26 protein-coding genes are annotated in these 21,440 nt (G+C 70.9%); 18 read left to right on the top strand and 8 right to left on the bottom strand.

Going from position 1 to position 21,440, the window contains the following annotated elements:
- Positions 1-71: 71 nt before the first annotated feature.
- Genes sctT through QFW81_RS11060 form a run of 6 tightly spaced genes read right to left on the bottom strand, consistent with a single transcriptional unit; the run spans position 72 to position 4,990 of the window.
- On the bottom strand, positions 72-860 hold the full coding sequence (sctT, locus tag QFW81_RS11035) for a type III secretion system export apparatus subunit SctT (protein WP_280578833.1): 789 nt from the start codon (positions 858-860) through the stop codon (positions 72-74).
- Positions 860-1,126, bottom strand: coding sequence for a type III secretion system export apparatus subunit SctS (gene sctS / locus QFW81_RS11040; RefSeq protein WP_280578834.1), 267 nt, complete (start codon positions 1,124-1,126; stop codon positions 860-862). The genes sctT and sctS overlap by 1 nt, the downstream gene beginning before the upstream one ends.
- Before the next feature lies 1 nt (position 1,127).
- A complete protein-coding gene (locus tag QFW81_RS11045) occupies positions 1,128-2,147 on the bottom strand; it encodes an EscR/YscR/HrcR family type III secretion system export apparatus protein (RefSeq protein ID WP_280578835.1) in 1,020 nt (339 codons plus the stop codon).
- A 46-nt stretch (positions 2,148-2,193) separates the two neighbouring features.
- Complete coding sequence (gene sctQ / locus QFW81_RS11050; protein WP_280578836.1) at positions 2,194-3,318, bottom strand: type III secretion system cytoplasmic ring protein SctQ; 1,125 nt, start codon at positions 3,316-3,318, stop codon at positions 2,194-2,196.
- Positions 3,311-3,907, bottom strand: coding sequence for a response regulator transcription factor (locus tag QFW81_RS11055; RefSeq protein ID WP_280578837.1), 597 nt, complete (start codon positions 3,905-3,907; stop codon positions 3,311-3,313). The genes sctQ and QFW81_RS11055 overlap by 8 nt, the downstream gene beginning before the upstream one ends.
- A gap of 3 nt (positions 3,908-3,910) precedes the next feature.
- Positions 3,911-4,990, bottom strand: coding sequence for a sensor histidine kinase (locus QFW81_RS11060; protein ID WP_280578838.1), 1,080 nt, complete (start codon positions 4,988-4,990; stop codon positions 3,911-3,913).
- An 84-nt stretch (positions 4,991-5,074) separates the two neighbouring features.
- Here QFW81_RS11060 and QFW81_RS11065 point away from each other — a divergent pair, with 84 nt between their 5' ends.
- The 17 genes from QFW81_RS11065 to QFW81_RS11145 all read left to right on the top strand — a co-directional run bounded on the left by QFW81_RS11065 (position 5,075) and on the right by QFW81_RS11145 (position 17,880).
- Entirely contained in the window at positions 5,075-5,563 is a 489-nt protein-coding gene (locus QFW81_RS11065) for a flagellar biosynthetic protein FliO (RefSeq protein ID WP_280578839.1), read from the top strand.
- A gap of 185 nt (positions 5,564-5,748) precedes the next feature.
- Complete coding sequence (locus QFW81_RS11070) at positions 5,749-7,806, top strand: FHIPEP family type III secretion protein (RefSeq protein ID WP_280578840.1); 2,058 nt, start codon at positions 5,749-5,751, stop codon at positions 7,804-7,806.
- A 65-nt stretch (positions 7,807-7,871) separates the two neighbouring features.
- Positions 7,872-9,146 (top strand): FHA domain-containing protein, encoded by a 1,275-nt coding sequence (locus QFW81_RS11075; RefSeq protein WP_280578841.1) that lies wholly within the window; start codon positions 7,872-7,874, stop codon positions 9,144-9,146.
- Between the two features lie 133 nt (positions 9,147-9,279).
- A complete protein-coding gene (locus tag QFW81_RS11080) occupies positions 9,280-9,615 on the top strand; it encodes a hypothetical protein (protein WP_280578842.1) in 336 nt (111 codons plus the stop codon).
- A gap of 97 nt (positions 9,616-9,712) precedes the next feature.
- On the top strand, positions 9,713-10,126 hold the full coding sequence (locus tag QFW81_RS11085; RefSeq protein WP_280578843.1) for a hypothetical protein: 414 nt from the start codon (positions 9,713-9,715) through the stop codon (positions 10,124-10,126).
- A 20-nt stretch (positions 10,127-10,146) separates the two neighbouring features.
- Positions 10,147-10,947, top strand: coding sequence for a type III secretion system inner membrane ring lipoprotein SctJ (gene sctJ / locus QFW81_RS11090; protein WP_280578844.1), 801 nt, complete (start codon positions 10,147-10,149; stop codon positions 10,945-10,947).
- Positions 10,948-10,951: 4 nt separating this feature from the next.
- The gene (locus tag QFW81_RS11095) at positions 10,952-11,587 is read left to right on the top strand and encodes a hypothetical protein (RefSeq protein ID WP_280578845.1); all 636 of its coding nucleotides are present in this window, start codon (positions 10,952-10,954) and stop codon (positions 11,585-11,587) included.
- Positions 11,577-12,263 carry a FliH/SctL family protein gene (locus tag QFW81_RS11100; protein WP_280578846.1) on the top strand — a complete coding sequence of 229 codons (687 nt, stop codon included), beginning with the start codon at positions 11,577-11,579 and terminating at the stop codon, positions 12,261-12,263. The genes QFW81_RS11095 and QFW81_RS11100 overlap by 11 nt, the downstream gene beginning before the upstream one ends.
- Positions 12,260-13,618: a FliI/YscN family ATPase gene (locus tag QFW81_RS11105; RefSeq protein ID WP_280578847.1), complete on the top strand. Its 1,359-nt coding sequence runs from the start codon at positions 12,260-12,262 to the stop codon at positions 13,616-13,618. The genes QFW81_RS11100 and QFW81_RS11105 overlap by 4 nt, the downstream gene beginning before the upstream one ends.
- Positions 13,615-14,127, top strand: a complete 513-nt coding sequence (locus QFW81_RS11110) for a hypothetical protein (protein WP_280578848.1) — start codon at positions 13,615-13,617, stop codon at positions 14,125-14,127. The genes QFW81_RS11105 and QFW81_RS11110 overlap by 4 nt, the downstream gene beginning before the upstream one ends.
- 1 nt (position 14,128) lies before the next feature.
- Positions 14,129-14,848: a hypothetical protein gene (locus QFW81_RS11115; protein ID WP_280578849.1), complete on the top strand. Its 720-nt coding sequence runs from the start codon at positions 14,129-14,131 to the stop codon at positions 14,846-14,848.
- 128 nt (positions 14,849-14,976) lie between these two features.
- Entirely contained in the window at positions 14,977-15,186 is a 210-nt protein-coding gene (locus tag QFW81_RS11120; RefSeq protein ID WP_280578850.1) for a hypothetical protein, read from the top strand.
- 89 nt (positions 15,187-15,275) lie between these two features.
- The gene (locus tag QFW81_RS11125; RefSeq protein WP_280578851.1) at positions 15,276-15,722 is read left to right on the top strand and encodes a hypothetical protein; all 447 of its coding nucleotides are present in this window, start codon (positions 15,276-15,278) and stop codon (positions 15,720-15,722) included.
- Positions 15,723-15,867: 145 nt separating this feature from the next.
- Positions 15,868-16,437 (top strand): hypothetical protein, encoded by a 570-nt coding sequence (locus QFW81_RS11130; RefSeq protein ID WP_280578852.1) that lies wholly within the window; start codon positions 15,868-15,870, stop codon positions 16,435-16,437.
- Between the two features lie 63 nt (positions 16,438-16,500).
- The gene (locus tag QFW81_RS11135; protein WP_280578853.1) at positions 16,501-16,842 is read left to right on the top strand and encodes a hypothetical protein; all 342 of its coding nucleotides are present in this window, start codon (positions 16,501-16,503) and stop codon (positions 16,840-16,842) included.
- A gap of 76 nt (positions 16,843-16,918) precedes the next feature.
- Positions 16,919-17,278 carry a hypothetical protein gene (locus QFW81_RS11140; RefSeq protein ID WP_280578854.1) on the top strand — a complete coding sequence of 120 codons (360 nt, stop codon included), beginning with the start codon at positions 16,919-16,921 and terminating at the stop codon, positions 17,276-17,278.
- A 110-nt stretch (positions 17,279-17,388) separates the two neighbouring features.
- Entirely contained in the window at positions 17,389-17,880 is a 492-nt protein-coding gene (locus QFW81_RS11145) for a hypothetical protein (protein ID WP_280578855.1), read from the top strand.
- A gap of 28 nt (positions 17,881-17,908) precedes the next feature.
- On the opposite strand, the gene QFW81_RS11150 is transcribed toward QFW81_RS11145, so the two are convergent.
- Together QFW81_RS11150 and QFW81_RS11155 are read right to left on the bottom strand one after the other, a co-directional pair.
- Entirely contained in the window at positions 17,909-19,501 is a 1,593-nt protein-coding gene (locus QFW81_RS11150) for a hypothetical protein (protein ID WP_280578856.1), read from the bottom strand.
- A gap of 239 nt (positions 19,502-19,740) precedes the next feature.
- The gene (locus tag QFW81_RS11155) at positions 19,741-20,664 is read right to left on the bottom strand and encodes a 5'-nucleotidase, lipoprotein e(P4) family (protein WP_280578857.1); all 924 of its coding nucleotides are present in this window, start codon (positions 20,662-20,664) and stop codon (positions 19,741-19,743) included.
- Positions 20,665-20,779: 115 nt separating this feature from the next.
- Between QFW81_RS11155 and QFW81_RS11160 the strand changes: the two genes are divergently transcribed.
- Positions 20,780-21,433 carry a YceH family protein gene (locus QFW81_RS11160; RefSeq protein WP_280578858.1) on the top strand — a complete coding sequence of 218 codons (654 nt, stop codon included), beginning with the start codon at positions 20,780-20,782 and terminating at the stop codon, positions 21,431-21,433.
- Positions 21,434-21,440: the final 7 nt, after the last annotated feature.

The raw sequence follows: 21,440 nt of genomic DNA on the forward strand, positions 1-21,440 counted from the left end.
CCGGCAGCGCAACGCCGTCGCAATCGCGAATGTCACGCGTCGGCCGCGCCGATGCGTCTTCCGTCGGGTGGCTATCCGCCGAACGTGCGCCTCAGCATCTCGACCAGTCCTTCGCTGTCGCCCAGCCGCCGCACCAGCACTTCGACGTACACGCCCAGCAGCAGCAGGATGATGCCGGTCGCCGCCCAGGCCTTGAGCGGCAGGGTCAGCGCGAACACGTTGAGCTGGGGGGCATAGCGGTTCACCAGTCCGAACGACAGGTCGACGATCAGCAGGATCACCATCACCGGCGCGGCCAGCACCAGCATCGTGGTCATGAAGTAGCTGAAGTGGCCGACGAACAGGTTCATGCCCGAGGCCGGCAGGTTCGGGAAGAACGAGGTCGGCGGCCAGATCGCGTAGCTCGACAGCAGCAGGTCGAGGAAGATCAGGAACGCGCCGCTGGCCATGAACACCCAGGCCGCGAAATGCGACAGGAACTCGCTGTGCAGCGAGGTCTGGTGGCCCTGGATCGGATCGAACACCACCGCCATCGACATGCCCACCTGGGTGTCGATGACGTTGCCCGCCGCGGCGATCGCCCAGAACACGATGCCGAAGCAGAAGCCGATCGCGATGCCGATGAAGAGTTCCTTGACCACCAGCGCCGGCCAGGAGAGCGTGCTCATCGTGCCCGGCGGTGCGGTGGTCACCACGATCGGCAGGGCCACGATCGCCAGGCTGACCAGGAAGCTGTTGCGCACCATCGCCGGCATGTTCTGCGGGCTGATCAGCGGCAGCATGATGAAGGCGCCGACGATCCGCGGCAGTGTCAGTCCCAGCGCCAGCAGCGCGGTTTCCGCGGACGAGAAGATCTCCATCAGCGGCGGATCAGCGACGGGAACTCGATGAAGATCCGGTTCGAATAGGTGTACAGCGTGCCGCCGATCATCGCCCCGGTGACGAACAGCGCCAGCACGATCGCGACGAACTTCAGCGCATAGGCGAAGGTCTGCTCCTGGATCTGGGTCGCGGCCTGCAGGAACGCGACCACCAGGCCGACGATCGCCGCGGCCGCGATCGGCGGCCCGGAGAGCATCAGCACCAGCCACAGCGCCTGGCGGGTGAGTTCGAGCGTCTCGCCCATGTCAGCCCCCGGGCGTGTAGGTGAGCACGAGCCCGTGCACCAGCTTGGCCCAGCCGTCGATCAGTACGAACAGCAGCAGCTTGAACGGCAGCGACACCGTGGTGGGCGACATCATCATCATGCCCAGCGCCAGCAGGATGTTGGCCACCACCAGGTCGATGATCAGGAACGGCAGGAAGATCAGGAAACCGATCTGGAACGCGGCGGTGAGCTCGCTCACGGTGAACGCCGGCACCACCACGATGAAGTCGTCCACGCTCAGGTCGTTGCGGCGCGATTCCGGCAGCAGGCTGCGCGCACTGCGCAGGAAGAAGCCGCGTTCGGCGTCGTTCGAATGCTGGATCAGGAAGGTGCGCAGCGGCTCCTTGCCGGCCTCGAACATCGCCAGCAGGCGTGCGCCGTCGGTGCCGGCGGCGACCGCGGGCGTCGACTGCGCCGGCGCCGGGACCACGATCTCGGCCTGCGCCCCGTCGGCGGCGCCCGCCGCAGATGCGTCCGTGGTGACGTTGCGGAACAGCGGGCCGGGTTCGGACGCCGCGCGCGCGGTTTCGGCCTCGGATTCGGCCTGCAGCGCGTCGGCCGCGGCCGGGCTCGCCGGCGGCGGTTCCGCGTCCTGCGCCAGAGGTCCGGCCGGCGCGGCCGGCGCCCCGGGCGCGCCGGATGGCTGCGCGCGCTGCGCGGCGCGCTCGGCCTGCGCCCGCATGCGCGCGGCCTGCTCGCGCTCGCGCCGGTCCACCTGCGCCTGTACCTCCGCGGGGACCGGCCGGCCCTGCTGGTGGGCGGTCACCGCCTCGTAGGTCTGCAGGATCACCGGATACATCACGTAGATCGACAGCACGATCGCCAGCCCGTTGATGACGACGTTTGGGGGCACCTGCTGCAGCCCGAGCGCATTGCGCAGCAGGCTCAGCACGACCACGATCTTGGTGAACGAGGTCACCATCACCGCGACGAAGGGCGCGAGCGCCAGCGCGACGATGACGACCAGTACGAGGGCGGGGGAATAGCTGCTCAGGTCCATGCAGGCTCCGGTGCGCGGGCGTGGCGCAAGGGGCGGCGGTCGCCGCTCAGGTCCACGACAGCAGGCGCACGCCGAGCGTGTCGCCGACCGCCACCAGTTCACCCTGGCCGACCGGCTGGCCGTTGGCGCGGATGGTCACGTTCATGCCTTCCACCGGCGCGGCCAGCGGGAACACGTAACCCGGCTGCAGGGCCGACAGCTCGCCGATGCGCAATTCGCTGCGTCCGAGCTCGAAGGCGATGTCGACCGGCAGCCGGCGCGCGAGCGCGTCTGCATCGGTGCCGGATGCGGTCGACGCATTGCCGTCGTCCTGGGGGGTGTCGCTCATGGGGGAAGCCTCCTGCACAGCGCTGGGTAGGGGAGCGGGCGGGCCGTCGATGCGCCAGCCGCCGGATTCGGGGGTGATCGGCCAGGCCAGCCCGGCGGCGCAGGCCTGCGCCCGCGGCGGACGGCTCTGGCGGCCGGCGACGAGCACGTCGCCCGGACGCAGCCGCGACCATTCGGCCCAGGGCAGCGGCGCGATGCGCCACAGCACGGCGACCGTGGTGCCCAGCTCGCGCCAGCGCGCCGGCAGTGGCGTGGGGTCGTCGTAGGGTGGGTCGGCACGTTCGAGCAGGCGGTCGGTCCAGGCCGGCGGCACGCGCAGCGCGCCCTGCAGCGCGGGCATGCGCGAGGCGCCATCGTCCGCCGGGTCCTCGTCGACGATGAAATCCAGCCACAGCGCCTCGTCGGTGTGGCCGGCGTCGGCGACCGCATCCACCTGCGGCGTGAGCACCACACCGAAGGCGTCGCTCAGCCGCACCAGCGGCGCCTCGTGCGCGAGGCTCCATGCCAGCACGCGCGAGCGGCCGCTGTAGTCGTTCCAGTGCACCGGGGCGTCGGGCGCCGGGGCCTGCAGGCCCAGGCCGATGCGCGTGCCCTCTGCGTCGAGTTCGAACGCCTGCGCGGGCGAGGCCGGCCGGCCCGGCATGAACTGGAGCACGCCGTTGCCCGGCAGGGTCCAGGTCTGCGGCGCGGCGAACAGGCCGCGCAGCGCGGCGGCCTGCGCCGGCGAGAGCGTCGGCAGCCGGTCGGCGACGGCGCGCACCTGGCGCGGATCCGGCTGCCCAGGCGCCTGCGGCGCGCTGCGGGCGGGGGTCTTGCGGGTCGTCTTGCCGGAACGGTCAGCCATGGCCGAGTGCCACCTTCATCAGTTCGGGCAGCGAGCGCACGCCCAGTTTGGACATCATGTTCGCGCGGTGCAGTTCGACGGTCTTGATGCTGATGCCGAGGATGTCGGCGATGATCTTGTTCGGCTTGCTCGCCACCACCAGGTCGAGCACCTGGCGCTCGCGCGGGCTCAGCTTTTCCAGCGCCTCGTTGCGCATCTGCGCCGGCAGCCGGCGGCTGGCGAACGCGGCCTGGATGGCGTGCAGCAGGCCGTCGTCGGTAAAGGGCTTTTCGAGGAAGTTCGACGCACCCTTGCGCATCGCCTCCACCGCCAGCGGCACGTCGCCGTGCGCGGTCACGAACACCAGCGGCAGGCGGATCCCGCGCCGGAGCATCTCGTCCTGCAGCTGCAGTCCGCTCATCTGCGGCATGCGGATGTCCGACACCAGGCATTCGTCGCGCGCGCCGTGGCGGTCGGCCTCGTAGGCGGCCAGGAACGCGGCGCCCGACGGGAACGGCCGCGGCTCGAAGCCCGCCGTCTCCAGCAGCCACGCGGTGGACTCGCGGAAGGCGTCGTTGTCGTCGACCAGGTAGATGCGCGCGGATGCCATTCCCTAGAGCCTCCCTTCCGCGCGCGGCAGCGTGAACGCGAATACGCTGCCGCCGCCGGTCCTGGGTTCGAAGAACAATCGGCCTTCATGGTATTCGATGATCGAGCGGCAGATGGCCAGGCCGATGCCCAGGCCGTCGGACTTGGTGGTGAAGAAGGGCGAGAACAGCTGCTCGCTCTCGGCCGGGCCGAGCCCGCCGCCGCGGTCGAGCACCCGCACCTCGATCTCGTCGTCCAGATTGACGCGGCCTTCGATCCGCAGCTCGCGCTGCGCCGCCGGGACCTCGCGCATCGCCTCGATCGCGTTCTTCACAAGGTTCAGCAGCACCTGTTCCACCATCACCCGGTCGGCGTAGACCGCCGGCAGCGACGCCGACAGGGCCAGGTCGATGCGCAACTGCTGGCGCTCGGCCTCAAGCCGCAGCAGTTCGAGCACGGTGTGCGCGATCACGGCCACGTCCTGCGCATCGCGCCGCGGTTCGCGCGCGCGCACGAATTCGCGCACGCGCGAGATGATCGCGCTGGCGTGCTCGGCCTGGGTGCGCGCGGCGACCAGCGCCCGCTCCACCTGCGCCGGTCCGCCGGCCTGCCCGACCAGGCGCAGGCTGCCGTTGAGGTAGTTCACGATCGCCGCCAGCGGCTGGTTGAGCTCGTGCGCCAGCGTCGCGGCCATCTCGCCCACCGACATCAGCCGCGAGGTGAACAGCAGCTTCTCCTGCTGGTGCTTGTGCGTGTCCAGCGCCTCGAGCCGGGCGCTGATGTCGACCGCGGTCAGCAGGTCGAGCGTCCGGCCGTCCAGCAAGAGCGGCCGCCAGTGCAGGGCGTACCAGTGGCCGCTGTGCGGGGCGCGTGCCTCGGCGCCGTCGGCGGCCGGGGCCACGCCCAGCGCGCTGGCCAGCTGCTGCCGGTCGCGATGGCCGGGCAGGGCGGCGAACGCCTCGTCGAATCCGCGGTTGCCCGCGACCAGGGCGCCACCCGGGCGTGCGAACGCCGCGCAGGCAAAGGGGATCGCGTCGAGGATCGCGTCGAGTCCGGCCGGCGCCGCGCCTGCGGATGGGCCGGGGCGCGCGGCACGCGGACTCACGCGGCCGGTCTCCTGCCGCCGCGATCGCGCGCTGGGCCGTCGACGCGCGCGTGCCGCGGCGGCCTGCTAGGGTATGCGGCCCCGATGCCGGCCACGCCCGGCGTCTCCGCGCGAAGAAGTCCGACGATGACGCCGAGCCCCCGCCTGCTTCCGCTCACGCTGCTTGCGAGCCTGCCGCCGCACGCCATGGCGACGCCGGTCGCCGCCACCGGCGACGGCGGGTCGTATGTCGGGGAGCTGCTCGCGATCCTGCTGCCGCTTGCGTTCATCATCGTCTTCCTGCTGGTGCTGCTCCGCATGTTGCGACGGCGCTTCGGCCTGGCCGGCCCGGACGCGCCGCTGTCCGTCGTGCAGGTACTGCCGGTGGGTCCCCGCGAACGCATCGTGGTGCTGCGCTCGCGCGCCGGTCGTGCCTTCGCCGTCGGCGTGAGCGCGAACGCGGTGACCCTGGTTTCCACGCTGGACGACGACGACCTCGGTCCCGTCGCGCTCGACACCATCATGCGGCAGGACACCGGACCTGTGCGTGGGATGCCGGGCTTATTACAGCGGTTCAAGGTTAAACGATCGTGATGCGCGTCTTGTCTTTGCGTAGACATTGCGTGACAGATGAACGAAACATCCCGTTGACGGACATATAACATCGGGGCGGGATATGGTCGCCCCGTGTCGCTGACGCATAGCGCGAGGTCGGGCGCAGGAATCGCGGCCGGTTCCCGCATCGATTCCCCCGAGCATCGATTCCCCAAGGGCCACGGATGACGACGAACGTACGCAGCTGGCTGACCTCACTGCTCGCCGCCCCCGAGGGAACCGCGCCGCGCAAGCGCGGCGGCTACAGCGACGTGATCCTGGCCTTCGGCGCGGTGCTGATCATCAGCGTGATGATCCTGCCATTGCCGATGGTGGCGCTCGACACCCTGGTCGCGATCAACATCTCGATCGGCTTCGGCCTGCTGCTGCTCGGCATCTACATCCCCAACCCGGTCGCGTTCTCCAGTTTCCCGAGCGTCCTGCTGCTGACCACCCTGTTCCGGCTGGCGATCTCGATCGCGATCACCAAGTCGATCCTGCTGCATGCCGAGGGCGGCCACATCGTCGAGACCTTCGGCACCCTGGTCGCGGGCAACAACCTGGTGGTCGGCCTGGTGGTGTTCCTGATCATCACCGTGGTCCAGTTCATCGTGATCGCCAAGGGTGCCGAGCGCGTGGCGGAGGTCGCCGCGCGCTTCACCCTCGACGCCATGCCGGGCAAGCAGCTGTCGATCGATTCGGACCTGCGCTCGGGGCTGATCGACAAGGACGAGGCGCGCCGCAAGCGCCGCCTGCTGGAGACCGAGAGCCAGCTGCACGGCTCGCTCGACGGCGCGATGAAGTTCGTCAAGGGCGACGCCATCTGCGGCATCGTGATCATCCTGGTGAACCTGCTCGGCGGCCTGGCCATCGGCGTGCTGCAGAAGGACATGTCGCTGGCGCAGGCCACCCACACCTACAGCATCCTCACCATCGGCGACGGGCTGGTGTCGCAGATCCCCGCCATCCTGGCGACCATGGCCGCGGGCCTGGTGGTGACGCGCACCGCCGGCGAGGTCGAGGACCGGCACCTGGGCGACGCCATCAGCCGCCAGGTCGGCGCGCAGCCGCGGGTGGCCCTGATCACCGGCCTGCTGGCGATGCTGATGACGCTGGTGCCGGGCTTTCCGTGGCCGGTGTTCCTGGTGCTGGGGCTGGGCCTGCTCGGCTTCAGCGCGTGGCGCTACCGGCTGCAGTTCGAGACCCTGCGCAAGCTGTTCAAGGTCAGCGACGAGGAGGTCGCGGCCTCGCAGGTGCCGGTGGAGACCGACGACTTCGCGCCGCCGCCTCCGCTGCTGGTGGAACTGTCTCCCGCATTGGCGGCCGTGATCGGCCAGGAGCCCGTGCGCGCACGCGTCTCCTCCGCGACGCGCCAGGTGCGCGACGAGTTCGGGGTGCCGCTGCCGACCCCGGTGGTGCGGGTGTCGCCGGCGCTGACCGAGGGCGAGTTCCGCCTCAGTGCGCACGGTGCGCGCGTCGCATCCGGGCGCCTGCCGCGCGAGGGCGCGTTCGAGCCGCAGACTCCGGGCGTTGCGCCGCAGCCGGGCTGGTTCCCGCCGCTGTCGGGCCAGTGGCGCGACGGCCCCGCGGCCGAGGGCGCGCTGTCGCCGCTGGATGTGCTGGTGATGCATGTCGACGCCGCCCTGCGGCGCCGGCTCGGCAGTTTCCTCGGGATCCAGGAGACCTCGAACCTGTTCGGCAAGATGCAGCGCGACTACCCGGACCTGGTCAAGGAGATGCTGCGCGTGGTCGCGCCGCAGCGCGTGGCCGACGTGCTGCGCCGCCTGGCCGAGGAGGGCGTGCCGATCCGCAACCTGCGCGACGCCTTCGAGGCGATCACCGACGTGGGCAGCCGCGAGAAGGACGTGGTGCTGCTGACCGAATACGTGCGCGTGGCGCTCAAGCGCGAGATCGCCGAGCGCTGGTCCGATGGCGATCGCCAGCTGCACGTGCTGCTGATCCATCCCGAACTCGAGGACAAGCTGCGCCAGTCGGTGCGCGTGGCCGGCGGCGCGAGCCAGCTGGCGATCTCGCCGGAGCTGGCCGCGCGCCTGGGTGCGGAAGTACGCGCACACCTGGGCCGCCAGGCTCCGGGCGTGCGCCCGGTGCTGCTGTGCTCGCTCGACGTGCGCCGCCATCTGCGCAAGCTGCTGGAGGTGGACTTCTTCGACCTGCCGGTGCTCTCCTACCAGGAACTCGCGCCGGACCTGCGGATCGTGCAGGCCGGACAGATCAATGCCTGACCCGACCGCGCCACCGCCCGAACCATCCATCCCGTGGGGTCCCCCGCCCGCAGGAGCCAATCCCGATGTCCAGTTCCCCCGACACAGACCCGCACCACGACCAGGCCGCGCCTGACCAGAACGCCGCGCTGCTGCGCATCGTCGCCGGACTGCACGCCGGCGCCAGCCGCCCGCTGTCGCGGCGCGAGATGGTGCTCGTCGGCAGCGGCGACGATTGCGACGTGGTGTTGGCCGATGCCGGCGTGGCCGCGCACCACGCGCTGGTGAACGTGGTCGACGGCCGCTTCCACCTGCGCGCGCTCGACGCACCGCTCGAACTGCCCGGTCGCACCCTGCACCCCGGCGATCCGGTGGAGGTGTCACAGGTCCAACGCATCGGCATCGGCGAGGCCGCGATCGCGTTCGGTCGTGCCGACGCCCCCGAATGGGTGGCGCTGGCCCCGGACTTCGGGGTCGAACCCCAGCCACGGCGGCGCCCGGCGTTCACCAGCCGCCTGCCGATGATCGCGGGGGTCGCGGTGCTGGCGCTGGCCGGCCTTGCGATCTTCGCCGCCTGGATGCCCGCGGCGCCGCCGCCGGTCGATGTCGAACACCGCCTGCGCGAGCTGGCGCGCGAGCACCGCGTCAGCGATGTGAGCATCACCCGCGACGTCAACGGCCGTGCCGTGCTGTCGGGGACGGTGGACGACGGCGCCACTGCGGACCGCCTGGACGCGCGCATCGCCAGCGAGGCGCTGCCCGCCAGCGTCGCACTGCGCAGCGGACAGGATCTGGCCGTCGACGTGGCCGAGGTGATGCGCACCGGCGGCTACAGCGTCGAGGCCGAATACTTGGGCGACAACAACGTGCGCGTCACCGGCCGGCTGGGCGGCGATGGAGAGGCCGTACGCGAATTCATCCGTTCGCGCGCCATGGTCGAAACCGGCGTCAACATGGTCGAACCGGTGGACCTCGACGAGGCCGTCGCCGACGCCTCTGCCGATGCCGGCGCGATCCCGCAGACCCAGGCCCACATCGTATCGGTGGTGCGCGGCGACGCCCCGTATGTCGAGACCGCGGACGGCGAGCGCTACCAGGTGGGCGACGCGATTCCGGGCTGGGGCGAACTGATCTCGATCGGCGCCCATGCGCACGTGCTGCGCCCCGATGGCGCGCTCGCCAAGCTCAAGCCGTCGCCCGCACCGCCGCCGGTCGAGGACGCGCCCGACGCCGCTGCCTCCGCGCCACCGGCGGGTGGCGCGCAGCCGGGCGCCGCGAATGCCGGTCCCGTGCGGCGCGTTCAGCAACCTGAAACCGGTGCAGGCCTGAGCGCAGGCGCGCTCGATTCCGACACGCCGTGAACATCGCCTGCGGTAAACCCTAGGTCACGGTTCGCGGCAACATTTATCCGTTAGAGTTCAGGCGAGACAGTCCCGGGCCCATCCGCCTTGATCCATCCGGTCCGGTTCCTCCGCACGCACAAGGAGCACTGCGATGACGATTCCAACCGACGGCAACCTCATCAACCAGTACATCGGCGCGGCCACGTTCAACAACGGTCCCGGGACCAACGGCGTCCGCAGTGGCGGAGGCGCGAGCGGCGGCAGCAGCTGGTACGAAGCCATGTCGCGCGCCTGGGGCCAGACGCTCGATTCCCAGGCCTCGGAGATCACCCAGCTGTCCGACCAGATCGGTGCCGGGTCCGACCAGCCCTCGCAGATGGTGGCCCTGACCGCCGCCAGCCTCAAGATGCAGTTCATGTCCAACAACGCCGCGACCTCGCAGAACAGCGTGGCCGAGTCGTTGAACGCGGTCGCACGCAAGCAGTAAGCAGCGGGCGGTCGGTGGATCGTGGCGCGCGCGGCCGCAGGTCGCCGCGCCGGATCCGGTGGCGCCTTCATGGCGCCGGCAGCAGGGAGCGAATCACATGATCGATGCTATCCAGGTCGCCGCACTCGACGCGGCCGCCAATCCCGCCGCGGCACCGGCGCTGCAGCCACAGGCCGCCGCGGTGGATGTTCGCGAATTCGCCCAGGCGCTCGAACGCACCGGCGCGCCATCGAAGACGGCCAGCGCCGATGCCGCCGCACCCGCCGCACCCGCGGGCGAGTCCGCGAGCGCGAAGATGATGGTCGACGCCTTCGACAGCCTCAACGGCACCGCCAAGAACATCGAGTCGCTGTCGCGGGCCATGTCGGCCAGCGCCACCGAGATGACGCCGGGGCAGATGCTCGAGATGACGATGCAGTGCCACCAGTTCCTGTTCCAGTCGCAGCTGACCTCGAACGTGGCCAACCGCACGTCCGATGGCGTGCAGCAGCTGTTCCGCCAGCAGTCCTGACGCCGGCCGGAACCGGAACCATGACGTCCACCGACGATCGATCCGCGCTGCCTGGCGCGATGCGTACCGCGGCACTGGTGCTGGCCTGCCTGCTGCTGGCGGCGTGCTCGAGGGTCACGCTGTATGGCGACCTCGAGGAGCGTCAGGCGAACGAGGTCTACGCCGCGCTGCTGGGTTCGGGCGTCAACGCCGAGAAGCGCACGTCGATCAGCAAGACCGGCTGGGAGATCCGGGTCGACAAGAGCGAATTCTCCCAGGCCATGCAGGTGCTGCAGTCGCGCGGATTGCCGCGCCAGCAGTACGTGTCCATGTGCGACGTGTTCAAGAAGGAAGGCATCGCCTCGTCCTCGGTCGAGGAAAACGCCCGCTATCTGTGCAGCCGGCAGCAGGAGCTCGCGCGGACGCTCGCGAGCTATCCGGGCGTTGTCGAGGCGCGCGTGCACATCGCCATGGCGCAGCGCGATCCGCTGGGCGGAGAGGCGGGCGACTCGTCGGCAGCGGTGGTGATCTTCCAGCAGCCCGGTGCCAACCTCGAAAACATGCAGACCCGGATCAAGACCGTGGTCAAGGACGGCATCGAGGGGCTGAGCGACATCAACAAGGTGTCGGTCGAGTTCGTGCCGATGCCGGGCGTGCCGGTCGACGCCGCGCCGCAGCGCGCAGCCGCGGTTCCCGCCGCACTGTCGGCAGCCAATGCGATGTCGATCGGCATCGGCCTTGGCGTGCTCGCCCTGCTGGCCCTGGTCTGGGCGGCATGGGGTCGCCTGCGCCAGCGCCGTTCGCCGCAGCCGGTCGATGGCGGCAGGATCTGGAACGGTTGAGCGCATGTCGCTGCACGCGCTGCTCGCCGACGTCCATCCGGCGTGGTACGCGGATCGGTCCGGGCATGTCTTCGACGAAGCGCTGATCGCGCGCGCGCGCGACAGCGCGCTCGGGCGCCGCCTGCTGGTGCGTGCGATGCCGCAGGATCTGCTCGACGGACTGCTGGCGCCGCGCCCCGGCGAGCCGGGCTGGGTCGCGACGCCGAGGCGATGGCCACGTGCACGCGTGCGTGCCCTGGTGCGCGACCTCGGCGTCCTCGCCTATGCGCCGCTGATCCGTGCCGAGGTCCGCCGTGAACCGGTGCGCTGGCTCCGGGCGACGCTCGGCAACAGCTATCTGCTGGCGCTCGACCGGACCGTCTGGGACGGTCGCGTCGATGCCGCCACCCGCGCGCGTTTGTCCGCCGACTGGGAGACCCTGCTGGCCAACCCCGCCTTCCTGTCCGACCCCGCGCCGCTGAGCGACCTGCTCGACCGCCAGGGACTTGCAGAACTGCAGGCGTGGGCGGCCCGGCGCAACCGCGCACTGGCCGACTGGTCACGCCTGTTGCACCCGCCTGCCGCGCCGCGACCCGCGCACGTGCCCGAGAAGGCCGTGCTGGTGGTCGCATCCCACCACGAGGATCGCGATGCCGACTAGTCCACAACCGCAGGCGACGACCGCAGCCGCATCGCGCGATCCGGCGCCCGCGGGTGTCGCGGTGTTCGAGCGCCGCGAGTTCGGACGCGCGCTGGCGGCGCGCGTGGTGCCGGCGCAGCACTGGGCCAGGCTCGAGGAACTCGATGGGCTGCTCGAACGCGTCAACGCGCTCAGCGCCGAAGTCGAGGGCGAAGTCGCGCGCGCCCGCGAACTCGGGCAGGCGGAAGGCTTTGCCGAAGGCATCAGGCGCGCACAGCTGCAGATGACCGAACAGCTGACGGCCCTCAACGAGCGCCGCGCACGCGTGCTGGCCGATGCGGCCGGCCGCATCACCGAACTGGCCTGCGCGATCGTGGCGCGCGTGGCGCCCGGGTTCGACGCCGCCAGCGTCGTGCCGCCCCTGGTGATGCAGGCGGTGGAGGCCGCGCAGGCCGAACAGTTCCTGCTGATCCGCGTCCACCCCGGCGCACGCGCCTCGGTGCAGGCGGGACTGGGCGCCGTGCGCCAGGCGCATCCGGCCGTGGGCGTGATCGAGCTGGTGGACGACGAGAGTCTGGATCCGCTCAGTTGCGTCGTGGTCTCCGAGGCGGGCGAGGTACGCGCGGGCGTGGCCCAGCAGATCGAGGCGATCCGCGTGGCACTGGCCGGCGCCAGCCAGGCGGGGGCGGGCGCATGAACCTGCCGGGCCTGCCGCTCGCCTCCGCGCCTGCCGACGGGGCCATCGATCCGCTGCTCGATGCGCTGGCAGGGGTCAAGTCGATCCAGCGCGTCGGCCGCGTGGTCGAGGCCTATGGCACCCTGATCCGCGCCACCGGCCTCAAGGCCGCGATCGGCGAACTGTGCCACCTGCGCAACGCGCCCGGGGAGGGCGACCAGACGTTCAACCTCGCGGCCGAAGTAGTGGGCGTCTCGCGGCAGCACACCCTGCTCACGCCGCTGGGCGCGCTCGACGGCATTTCGGCCACCACCCAGATCGTCGCCAGCGGTCGCCAGGCCACCGTGCGCGCGGGAGACGGCCTGCTCGGCCGCATCCTCGATGCGCACGGCGAGCCGATCGACGACAAGGGGCCGGTCGGCAAGGGCGTGGACATGCCGATCTACGCCGCCTCGCCGAACCCGCTGGCGCGCAACCTGATCGAGCGCCCGTTCTCCACCGGCGTGCGCGCGATCGACGCCACCATGACCGCGGGCGAAGGCCAGCGCGTCGGCATCTTCGCCGTTGCCGGCGGCGGCAAGAGCACGCTGCTGGGGATGCTCGCGCGCGGCGGGGACGCCGACGTCAACGTGATCGTGCTGGTGGGCGAGCGCGGCCGCGAGGTCAACGAGTTCATCCACGACAACCTGGGCGATGCCGGTCTGGCGAAATCGGTGATCGTGGTCGCCACCTCCGACCGGCCGGCGCTCGAACGCAGTCGCGCGGCCTGGGTGGGCACCGCGATCGCCGAGCATTTCCGCGATCGCGGCAAGCGGGTGCTGCTGCTGCTCGACTCGGTCACCCGGTTCGCGCGCGCGCTGCGCGACGTCGGCCTGGCGATCGGCGAACCCCCGGCGCGGCGCGGCTTCCCGCCGTCGGTGTTCAGCGCACTGCCGCGTCTGTTCGAGCGCGCCGGCAACAACGAGACCGGCAGCATCACCGCGTTCTACACCGTGCTCGCCGAGGACGAGGATGGCGGCGATCCGATCGTCGAGGAGGTGCGCTCGATCCTCGACGGCCACATCGTGCTCTCGCGCAAGCTCGCCGCGGCCTACCACTATCCGGCGATCGACGTGCTCACCAGCCTGAGCCGCACCATGCCGCGGGTCGTCGACGCCGCGCACCTGCGCGCCGCCGGCCAGCTGCGCAAGGCGCTGGCGAAGTACCAGGATGTCGAGCTGCTGCTGCAGCTGGGCGAATACAAGCGCGGCAGCGACCCGGACGCGGACTTCGCGATCGAGCGCATCGGCGCGATCCGCAAGCTGCTGCAGCAGGGGTCGGGCGAACTGGTGCCGTTCACGCAGTCGTCCGACACCTTGAGGAAGCTGTTCGCATGACCGGTCCCTCGCGCCGCCGCTATCCGCTGCAGCAGCTGCTGCAGTTGCGCGCGCATCGCACCGGGAAGGCGCGGCAGCTGGTGGTCGAGCGCCAGCGCACGGTGCGCGAGCGGCGCGAGGCCTGCGAGAAGATCGAAGTCGAAATCGAATCCCTTCGCCAGGAACGCGCGGGGCAGCGATTGCGCATGCTCGAACCCCCGCCGCCGGGAATTCCGTTCCCGCTCGCGCTCGAACAGCGCGAGGCGCACATCGACTGGCTGGGCGAGCAGCAGCAGGCGGCGCAGCAGCGGCTGCAGCAGGCACGTGAAGCGCTGCAGCTGGCCGAGCAGGCGTTGGCCGAAGCGATGCAGGCGTACTTCCGCGCCAAGGCGCGCGAGGACGCGCTGGAGAAACGCAAGGCACTGTGGCGCGGCGAAGTGGTGGCGTTCGAAGCCCGTCAGGAGGAAGACGCCGCCGCCGACCTCGTGCAGGCCGCGCATTGCGCCCGCACCCGAATCCAAGGAGCGTGAGATGAGCATCGACCAAGGCAGCAGCACGTCGTCCCTGTCCAACCGTCCTGCCGGTGAGGCGCGTGGCACCGACAACGACCGTCCGGCCGAACGTCCGCGGGAAGCGCCTGCGAAGGAAGAAGTGGACCGCTTCCGCCAGCTGATGCAGCACGGTCGCCACGAGGGCCGGGCCGGCCAGGAGCGCGACGAGTTGCCGCGTTCACCGCTCGACGCGGGTCGACAGGCCGCCCATGCGGCCGCCCGCCAGGGCGATGCGCACGCACCCGTGCAGGGCCAGGGTGGTCAGCCGGGCCAGCAGGAGAGCGTCGACAACAACGGCTTCGGCGCGAACTCGATCGATGGTGCCGACCTGCTGGCGATGATGCAGGCGCAGTCCGCCCTGCGGGACGCCGGCGTGTCGCCGCAGGCGGCCGCGCCCGCGCCGCCGATGGCCAGCGGCAAGGCGCTTGCCGAGATGCTGGAGCGCCACGTGCGCCAGCTGGCGGTCGATGGCGCCGCCTCCGCCGATGCCGACGGCCACGTGTTGCTGCGCATGTCGGACGCGACCCTGCCGGGGACCGACCTGCTGCTGAGCAAGACCGCCGACGGCTGGCTGCTGCGCGCGGATGTGCGATCGCGCGACAGCTTCGACGCGATCCGCGAGGCGGCTCCCGCGCTGGCGCGCCGCTTCTCGGAACACAACCTCGGCGAGCTCCGGGTCGACCCGCACTTCAACGGCTGAGGCCAGGGTTGGCCCCAGGTGGGGAACGCCCCAGCTTGGGGCGACCCGGCTCCAGAAGCACACTTCGATGGCGCCCCCGGCGCGTGATGTTCCGACCCCCGACATCAACGTAGACAGGAGTCCACACCATGAGCTTCCTCAGCGGCCTTGGCGACATCGTTTCCAGCGTCATCAATCTTGCAGTCACCGCGTACACCGGCAATCCCATGCTCGGCCAGCTGGCCGGCGGGCTGGTCGGGTCGATGCTCGGTGAGTCCGGCGGGACCGGCGATTCCGGTTTCGATGCGGTCTTCAACAATGCCTTCGGCAGCGGTTTCCTGAACGGCCTCGGCAGCTGACGCAGCAGGGGGTGGGCGACGTCCGGGCCGGCGACGGTCCGGACATCCGCTTCCCCGCGGTGATGCTCTTCTCCCGAGCCAGGTGATCCATGTCCAGACGCCCACCCCAACGATCCGTCCACCGCAGCCAGCCAGCGGCCGACGGACGACTGTCCGCCGCCCAGTTCGATCCGGAACCCGTGTCCGATGCGTCTGCGGGCGAGCCAGGGGCGTCCGAGCAGGTCGATGGACCGCCGCCGGTGGCGACCAGCCGCAGCGAACTGGTGGAACTGCTCGACGACCTGCGCCAGCAGGGCGGCCTGGACGTGGCCGACGAGGCCGCGATCCTGCGCAAGTACGATGCACTCGTGATCGAACTGCGCGCGGAGAAGGCGAAGCTCGAAGCCGAGTTCCGCGAGCGTCTGGCGCGTGACGGCCAGGACGACACCAATGCCTGGCTGGCCGATGCCGCCGAAGCGCTGGGTCGGCGGCAGGGCGAACAGATGCGCCAATTGGTGCAGACGATCCCCGGCCTGTCTCCCGGCACAAGTGCCTAGGGTTCGCCCCAGCTGAATTGCCGATCCGCCTCCACTAGATTCAATCCATCCTCTCGACCGGGCACACCGACTCCCCATGGCACGCCGCCAGATCCGCCGACCCGCAAGCACCACCGACCGCCGTTTCGAGGTGGTGGCCGGTGCATTGGGCGACGCGGGCGGCGCGCAGGAGCGGACGCAACGGGATCCGGACGATGGAATGGCAGCGGCGGTGGAGGCCGAGAAGGACGAACTCCTGCAGCAGTTCTTCGAACTGCTGGGTGAGGATCCTTCGCTCGATCTCGAGGCCCGCGAGCAGATCCGCAAGGAACTGACGGCCGCGCTGGACGCGGTCGAGGCCGTGGATCCGATGTTCGAGGCGCCCGATCGCCAGGTCTGGATGGATGCGGCCAAGGCCCTGCAGACGGCGGGTGCGGTCTCTGACGAAGACGCCAATGCGCTGGTGCGTCAGCTGGATGGCGCGCTGGCGGCATTCGAGCGCAAGGAATCGAAGTTCGCGCTCGAGTTCAGCCAGCGGATGGCGCGCGACGGCGAGGATGCGGCCCTGGAATGGCTGCGGCAGAACCGTGAGGCGTTGCTGGGCGACGGATCGGCGGACGCGGCTCAGGCCGCCATGTCGATCGGCATCGGCGAGCCCGCGCCGGTCGTGGCCACGGATGCCACAAGGTCAAGGGCGCGGCGCGTGAGGGGTCCGCCGCCGCGCAGTGGTCGCTAGATTCGCAGAGATGACACACGTGAAGAATCCGATCGCAATCGACAAATTGATGGAGAAGCAGCCATGACCGATGTCCGTCCCACCATGAACGATTATTCGCAGATGAGCGTGGACCAGCTGGCCGTCGAGGCCAAGCTCGCCAAGGGCGGCAGCTGGCTCGTCGTGCTCGCGATGATCCTGGGCAAGATCGCCGACAAGATGGGCGAGAACCTGGTGAAGATGGCGCAGGCCATCGACACCGAGCAGCAGCGCGTGTCCGACGGCGGCGAGAATTCGCAGCTGACCGAGCTCAACGCCAAGATGAACGCCTACAGCCAGACCATGAACATGTTCATGCAGGCCACGAGCAACATCATCAAGAGCCTGGGCGAGGGCAACACCCAGATCGCGCGCAAGTCGGGCTGATCCCGGCGGCGTGTCGTGTCGCAAGGCGCCTCCCGCGTGTCGCGGGGGGCGTTCTTGTTTTTTGCAAACGAGGAACATGGATTCGATGCGCGCCATCCCACCCATCGTCCTTCTCATGCTGCTGCTCGCGCTGCCGGGCTGCGGCGACCGCGGTGACCGCGGTGAGTCGGCCGAGCGGGTGCCGCTCGCAGGCAAGGTCGCCGGCGAAGAGGTCGCGGCAGGCGGGGAGTCGGACGCTCGCATCCGGGGCGACGCCTCGCGACTGTCGTCCCGGACCGGCGAGGGCGGGCCGGACGAGGCCAGCGCCGACCAGCGCCATCGGCGGGGCGATCCCGACTGTGCGCGGATCGAGACGCGCACCCGCAGCGTCGCAAGCGTATCGGGCGGGCCGATGCAGATGATCATGGTCACCGAGTGCGTGCCGGCGAAGAAGTGATCCACGCCACACCTGCGCTCGCGCGAACGCAATATTTGCGCCCGATTAATGCCCGCGTCGGTAGCGTCCGTCGTGCGCACATCGAGCGCGAGAGACCGAGGACGGAGCCCATGTTCCTGTCGACGCCACGTTCGCTGATGCTCGGGTGCGCCATCGCGCTGTCCGGCGCCCTGCTGGCGTATCCGGCCACCGGTCAGGCGCAGGATCGCGGACAGGCCGCCATCGACGAGCAGGCACTGCGGCAGGACATGCAGCGCGCGATCGACCAGCGGCGGCGCGAGTTGCTGCCGGAGTACCAGCGACGGGTCCGCACCGAGGGCAGGGCGAACGCGGACGCGTGGCTGCGTGCGACCGCGGAACGTCTGGGGCGCGAGGACGGCGAGCGCGTGCGCCGCAGGCATGCGTCAGGTGCTTATGCGGCCCCGGTGGCTGCGGACGCCCCCCGTCAACCGGCCCAGGGCACAGCGCCCGTTCGCGACGGCAAGGGCAAGGGCACGGATCCCGCCTGTGCGCGGATGGTGACGCGCCAGCGCAACGTCCCGAGCGTCTCGGGCGGGCCCATGCAGATGATCATGGTCACCGAGTGCGTGCCGGCGCGGTAAGCCCGGAGTCACCTCGCGTGACGCTGCGTCAGCGCATGCGACGCGCGAGGACCCATGCCCAGACGCCGCTGGCCAGCCCCACCGAAGTCAGGCCATTGCGCCACATCGGAAGCGCGTCGCCTGCGATCGGCAAGGTCGCGCCCAACGGCGTCATGAGCCCGAGTGCGCTTGCGAGGCAGCCGTAGGTGACCGCGATCAGGGACCAGTAGAGCCACTGGCGGGGCGCGGCCGGCGTGTCTTCGGCAGCGGCATCGTCTTCGCCAGCCGCGACGTGTCCGGCCGGGCGGGCGTCCTCGTCGTCCTCGTCAGTGCCATAGGCCGGCAGCCGCGCGCCCGCCAGGGCGGTATGCCCGGCAGCGGCGGCGGTTGCGCTCGCAGGCTGGGCCGTGGACCCGTGGCGCGCTGCGCTGCTTGGCGAGTGCTCTGCCGCCGCGGAGCGCCCCGTTGGATTCTCGCCCCGGTCTCGGCGTTCGCGATCGTGATCTCCGTCGCGCTCACCGACGGCCGTTTCCCGTGCCGCCTCTTCCCGCCCGGCTTCGTCGCGTGCGCGCCGCCGCTCACCGGGCGTACGGGCGCGGACCGCCTCCTGCGGTGCGTGGGCGAAGGTGGTCCCCGCCGGTTGCGCCACCGCGGCGAGCGTCACGCCGGCGGCGCCGACCAGGCTTGGCAGCCCGCCCGCTGGCATGACGTCCCCGGCGCGTTCGGCGCGCGCGGGCAGCGCCGCCTCCGGTGCCCGCGCCTGCAGCAGCGGTACCGGCTGTTCGGCGTTCGGTCGCGCAGCATCGGCGGTCGTCGCCGCCACGTGGCCCTGGGGCGCCGGCGTTGACGGCGACTGCGCGGGTGCGCCGGTGGATGCGGTGGTCGCGGCGGTCAGCGGCAACGCGCCCGGCGCCCCCGGGGGGATTGCGCCTTCTGCGCGCGGGGACGTCGCCAGCGCCTGCGCCAACCCGGCCATCGAACGGGGGTCGGACGGCCCCCGGGCGTCGCCCGGACCCTGCGCCAGTGCGGCGGGCAATCGCGCCTCGTCGGCGCGGGCGAGGCCCTGCGCACGGTCCATTGCCGCATGTGGGCCTTGCTGCGCCTGCGCCTGGCCTGGTGACTGGGCTTGGCCCTGCGCCTGGATGGTGGCGCGCATCGCGTCGCCTTCGGCCCGTGCCTGCGCCATCGACGCAGACGGCCCGGGGTCGCGCAGCAGGGCCGCCGCCGCCGAGGAGGCCTGGGCCAGCGATGCCACGGTATTGGCCGGCAGTTCGTGCATGAGGCTCTGCGGCGACGTCAGGACGTCGACGACCCATTGCCGGAACACCTCCGGCGAGGCCTGCGGGAGGTCACGGAACAGCGGATGCGACGGATTCTGGCGCATCGCGCCCGACAGCACGTCTGCGATCTGATGGGCCTCGGGCAGGCTCAGCGGGGCTTGGCCGTCCGCGCGCAACGCGCCGCCTGCCGGCGCAGCGGGACCGTCACCGTGCCGCGCATGATGGCCGGGGCCGCGCGGCGGACCATCGTCGGAATCGGGCAGGTCTGCCAGGGGACCGAACGGGTTCCCGTCCGGACCGCCCCGGCCCGGCAGGGGCAGCAGCGAGCGCAGGGCGTCGAACGGGGACGGAATCGACGTCACGGGCATGCCTCCCCGGTTCCGGCGCGACACACGCCTGTCATCACCGCACGCTACGTCGCCGCGGCGCAGGCCGGTATCTGGGGTGGACCCTAGGACCAGGCGAAAAAAAAACGGGAAACCGTGGGTTTCCCGTCGAATCCGGCATGGCCGGAGGACTCGTGTTGTGGCGGGCGCCAGCCTACCGCCCACGCGAACCTGATGCAATACCTTAATTAGCCCATTGCAAATATTTGAATTTGTTAAATTTCTGGCCGTAGTGCGTCGCGCTTCATCGTGCGGCGGACGTCACGCGACTCGCCCCAGGCGTTGTTGAACACCGCCGGCTCCCAGGATCCATAGGTGGGGTTGGCGAGCATCCACCAGCGTTCGCCGAACCAGTCGTCGTACTCGGCCAGCAGGTCCGCCCGACTCCCGGGGGTGTTGGCGGTGATCTCGACGAAGTCCCCGAGCTGGTCGCCGAACTGCATCAGCACGCGGTACTCGCGGCCGGCGAGCCGGCGCCGGCAGAGCTTCTCCGATCCGTGCTGCTCGCAGCCGTCGACGTGCGTACCGAGCCCGAGAAACACGCTGTCGTCCTTCACCGGCAGGCCGGCCGCGCGCAGGTTCGCCAGCGTGGCGTCTTTCAGGTGGACCGCCCGGTTGGACAGGTACAGCAGGGTCACGCCCCTGGACTCGGCCGCCTTCGCGAACTCCAGCACGCCCGGCACCGGGCGGGCCTTCTTCTCGGCGACCCACTGGTCCCAGGTCACCTCGTCGTATTCCAGGCCGTTGGCGACCAGGCGCGCCTGGTAGGGCGAGTTGTCGAGCACGGTCTCGTCGATGTCCATGATCACCGCGGGCGCGAGGCCCCTGGCTGGCGCGGCCTGTTCGCGTTCGGCCGGCACCAGCGCGTCCCACTCCGGTTCGGCGAGGGCGGCGTCGAGGTGGTCCGCGGCGGCGCGGAAGATCGAGATCGCGTTGGCCTGGTATTCGGCCGAGCGTTGCACCCACAGCACCGCGTTGAGGTTGTCGTCGGCGCCCGCGCCCTGCCGCTGCGCGTCGGCCGTGGCGTCCGACGGAGCCGGCTTCACGGGGTCTCCGGTCGGCAACGGGGCGGTCACCTTGCAGGCAGCGAGGATGAATGCGGTGGCGAGCAGGCTCGCGGCAGTTGCGGATGCGCGCATGCGGCGTGCTCCATCGATGCGTGGGCCGCCGAGTGTAACCAAGCCACATGGCCGGTGTTCGCTGCCCGCGCGGCTATGCTGTCGCGCGCAGCAGACCGAACAGGACACGACGCCGATGGATACCGACACCACCGCATTGCCGCTGACCGGGGCCGAGGCGCGCGTGCTGGGCTGCCTGATCGAGAAGCAGGCCACCACACCGGACCAGTACCCGCTGACGGTCAACGCCGCCCAGTCCGCGGCCAACCAGAAGACCGCGCGCGATCCGGTGCTCTCGCTCGACGCCGGCACCGTGCACCACGCCCTGCGCCAGCTCGATCGCAAAGGGCTGGCGCGGCAGGTGTTCTCCTCGCGCGCGGAACGCTATGAGCACCGCGCCGACGCATGTTTCAGTCTGCCGCGGGCGCAGGTGGCGCTGGTCGGACTGCTGCTGCTGCGCGGGCCGCAGACGCTGCACGAACTGCTCGTGCGCAGCGAACGCCTGCATGGCTTCGCTGACGCGGACGACGTGCGCCATCACCTTGAGCGCCTGGCGCAGCATCCGCACGCATTGGTGGCCGTGCTGCCGCGTGGAGCCGGGCAGCGCGAAGAGCGCTACGTCCACCAGTTGTGCGGCGCGGTGGACGTGGCCGCGCTGGCCGAGCGTGCACCGCGGCTGCCGGCCACATCCGCGGCAGATGCCGGACTCGAGGCGCGGGTCGACGCCCTCGAAGCCGCGCTGGAGGACCTGCGCGCACAGCTGGCGCAGGTGCAGGCCGCGGGCCGCTGACGGCCGC

This window comes from Luteimonas kalidii, from assembly GCF_029887935.1.
Classification (GTDB): domain Bacteria; phylum Pseudomonadota; class Gammaproteobacteria; order Xanthomonadales; family Xanthomonadaceae; genus Luteimonas; species Luteimonas kalidii.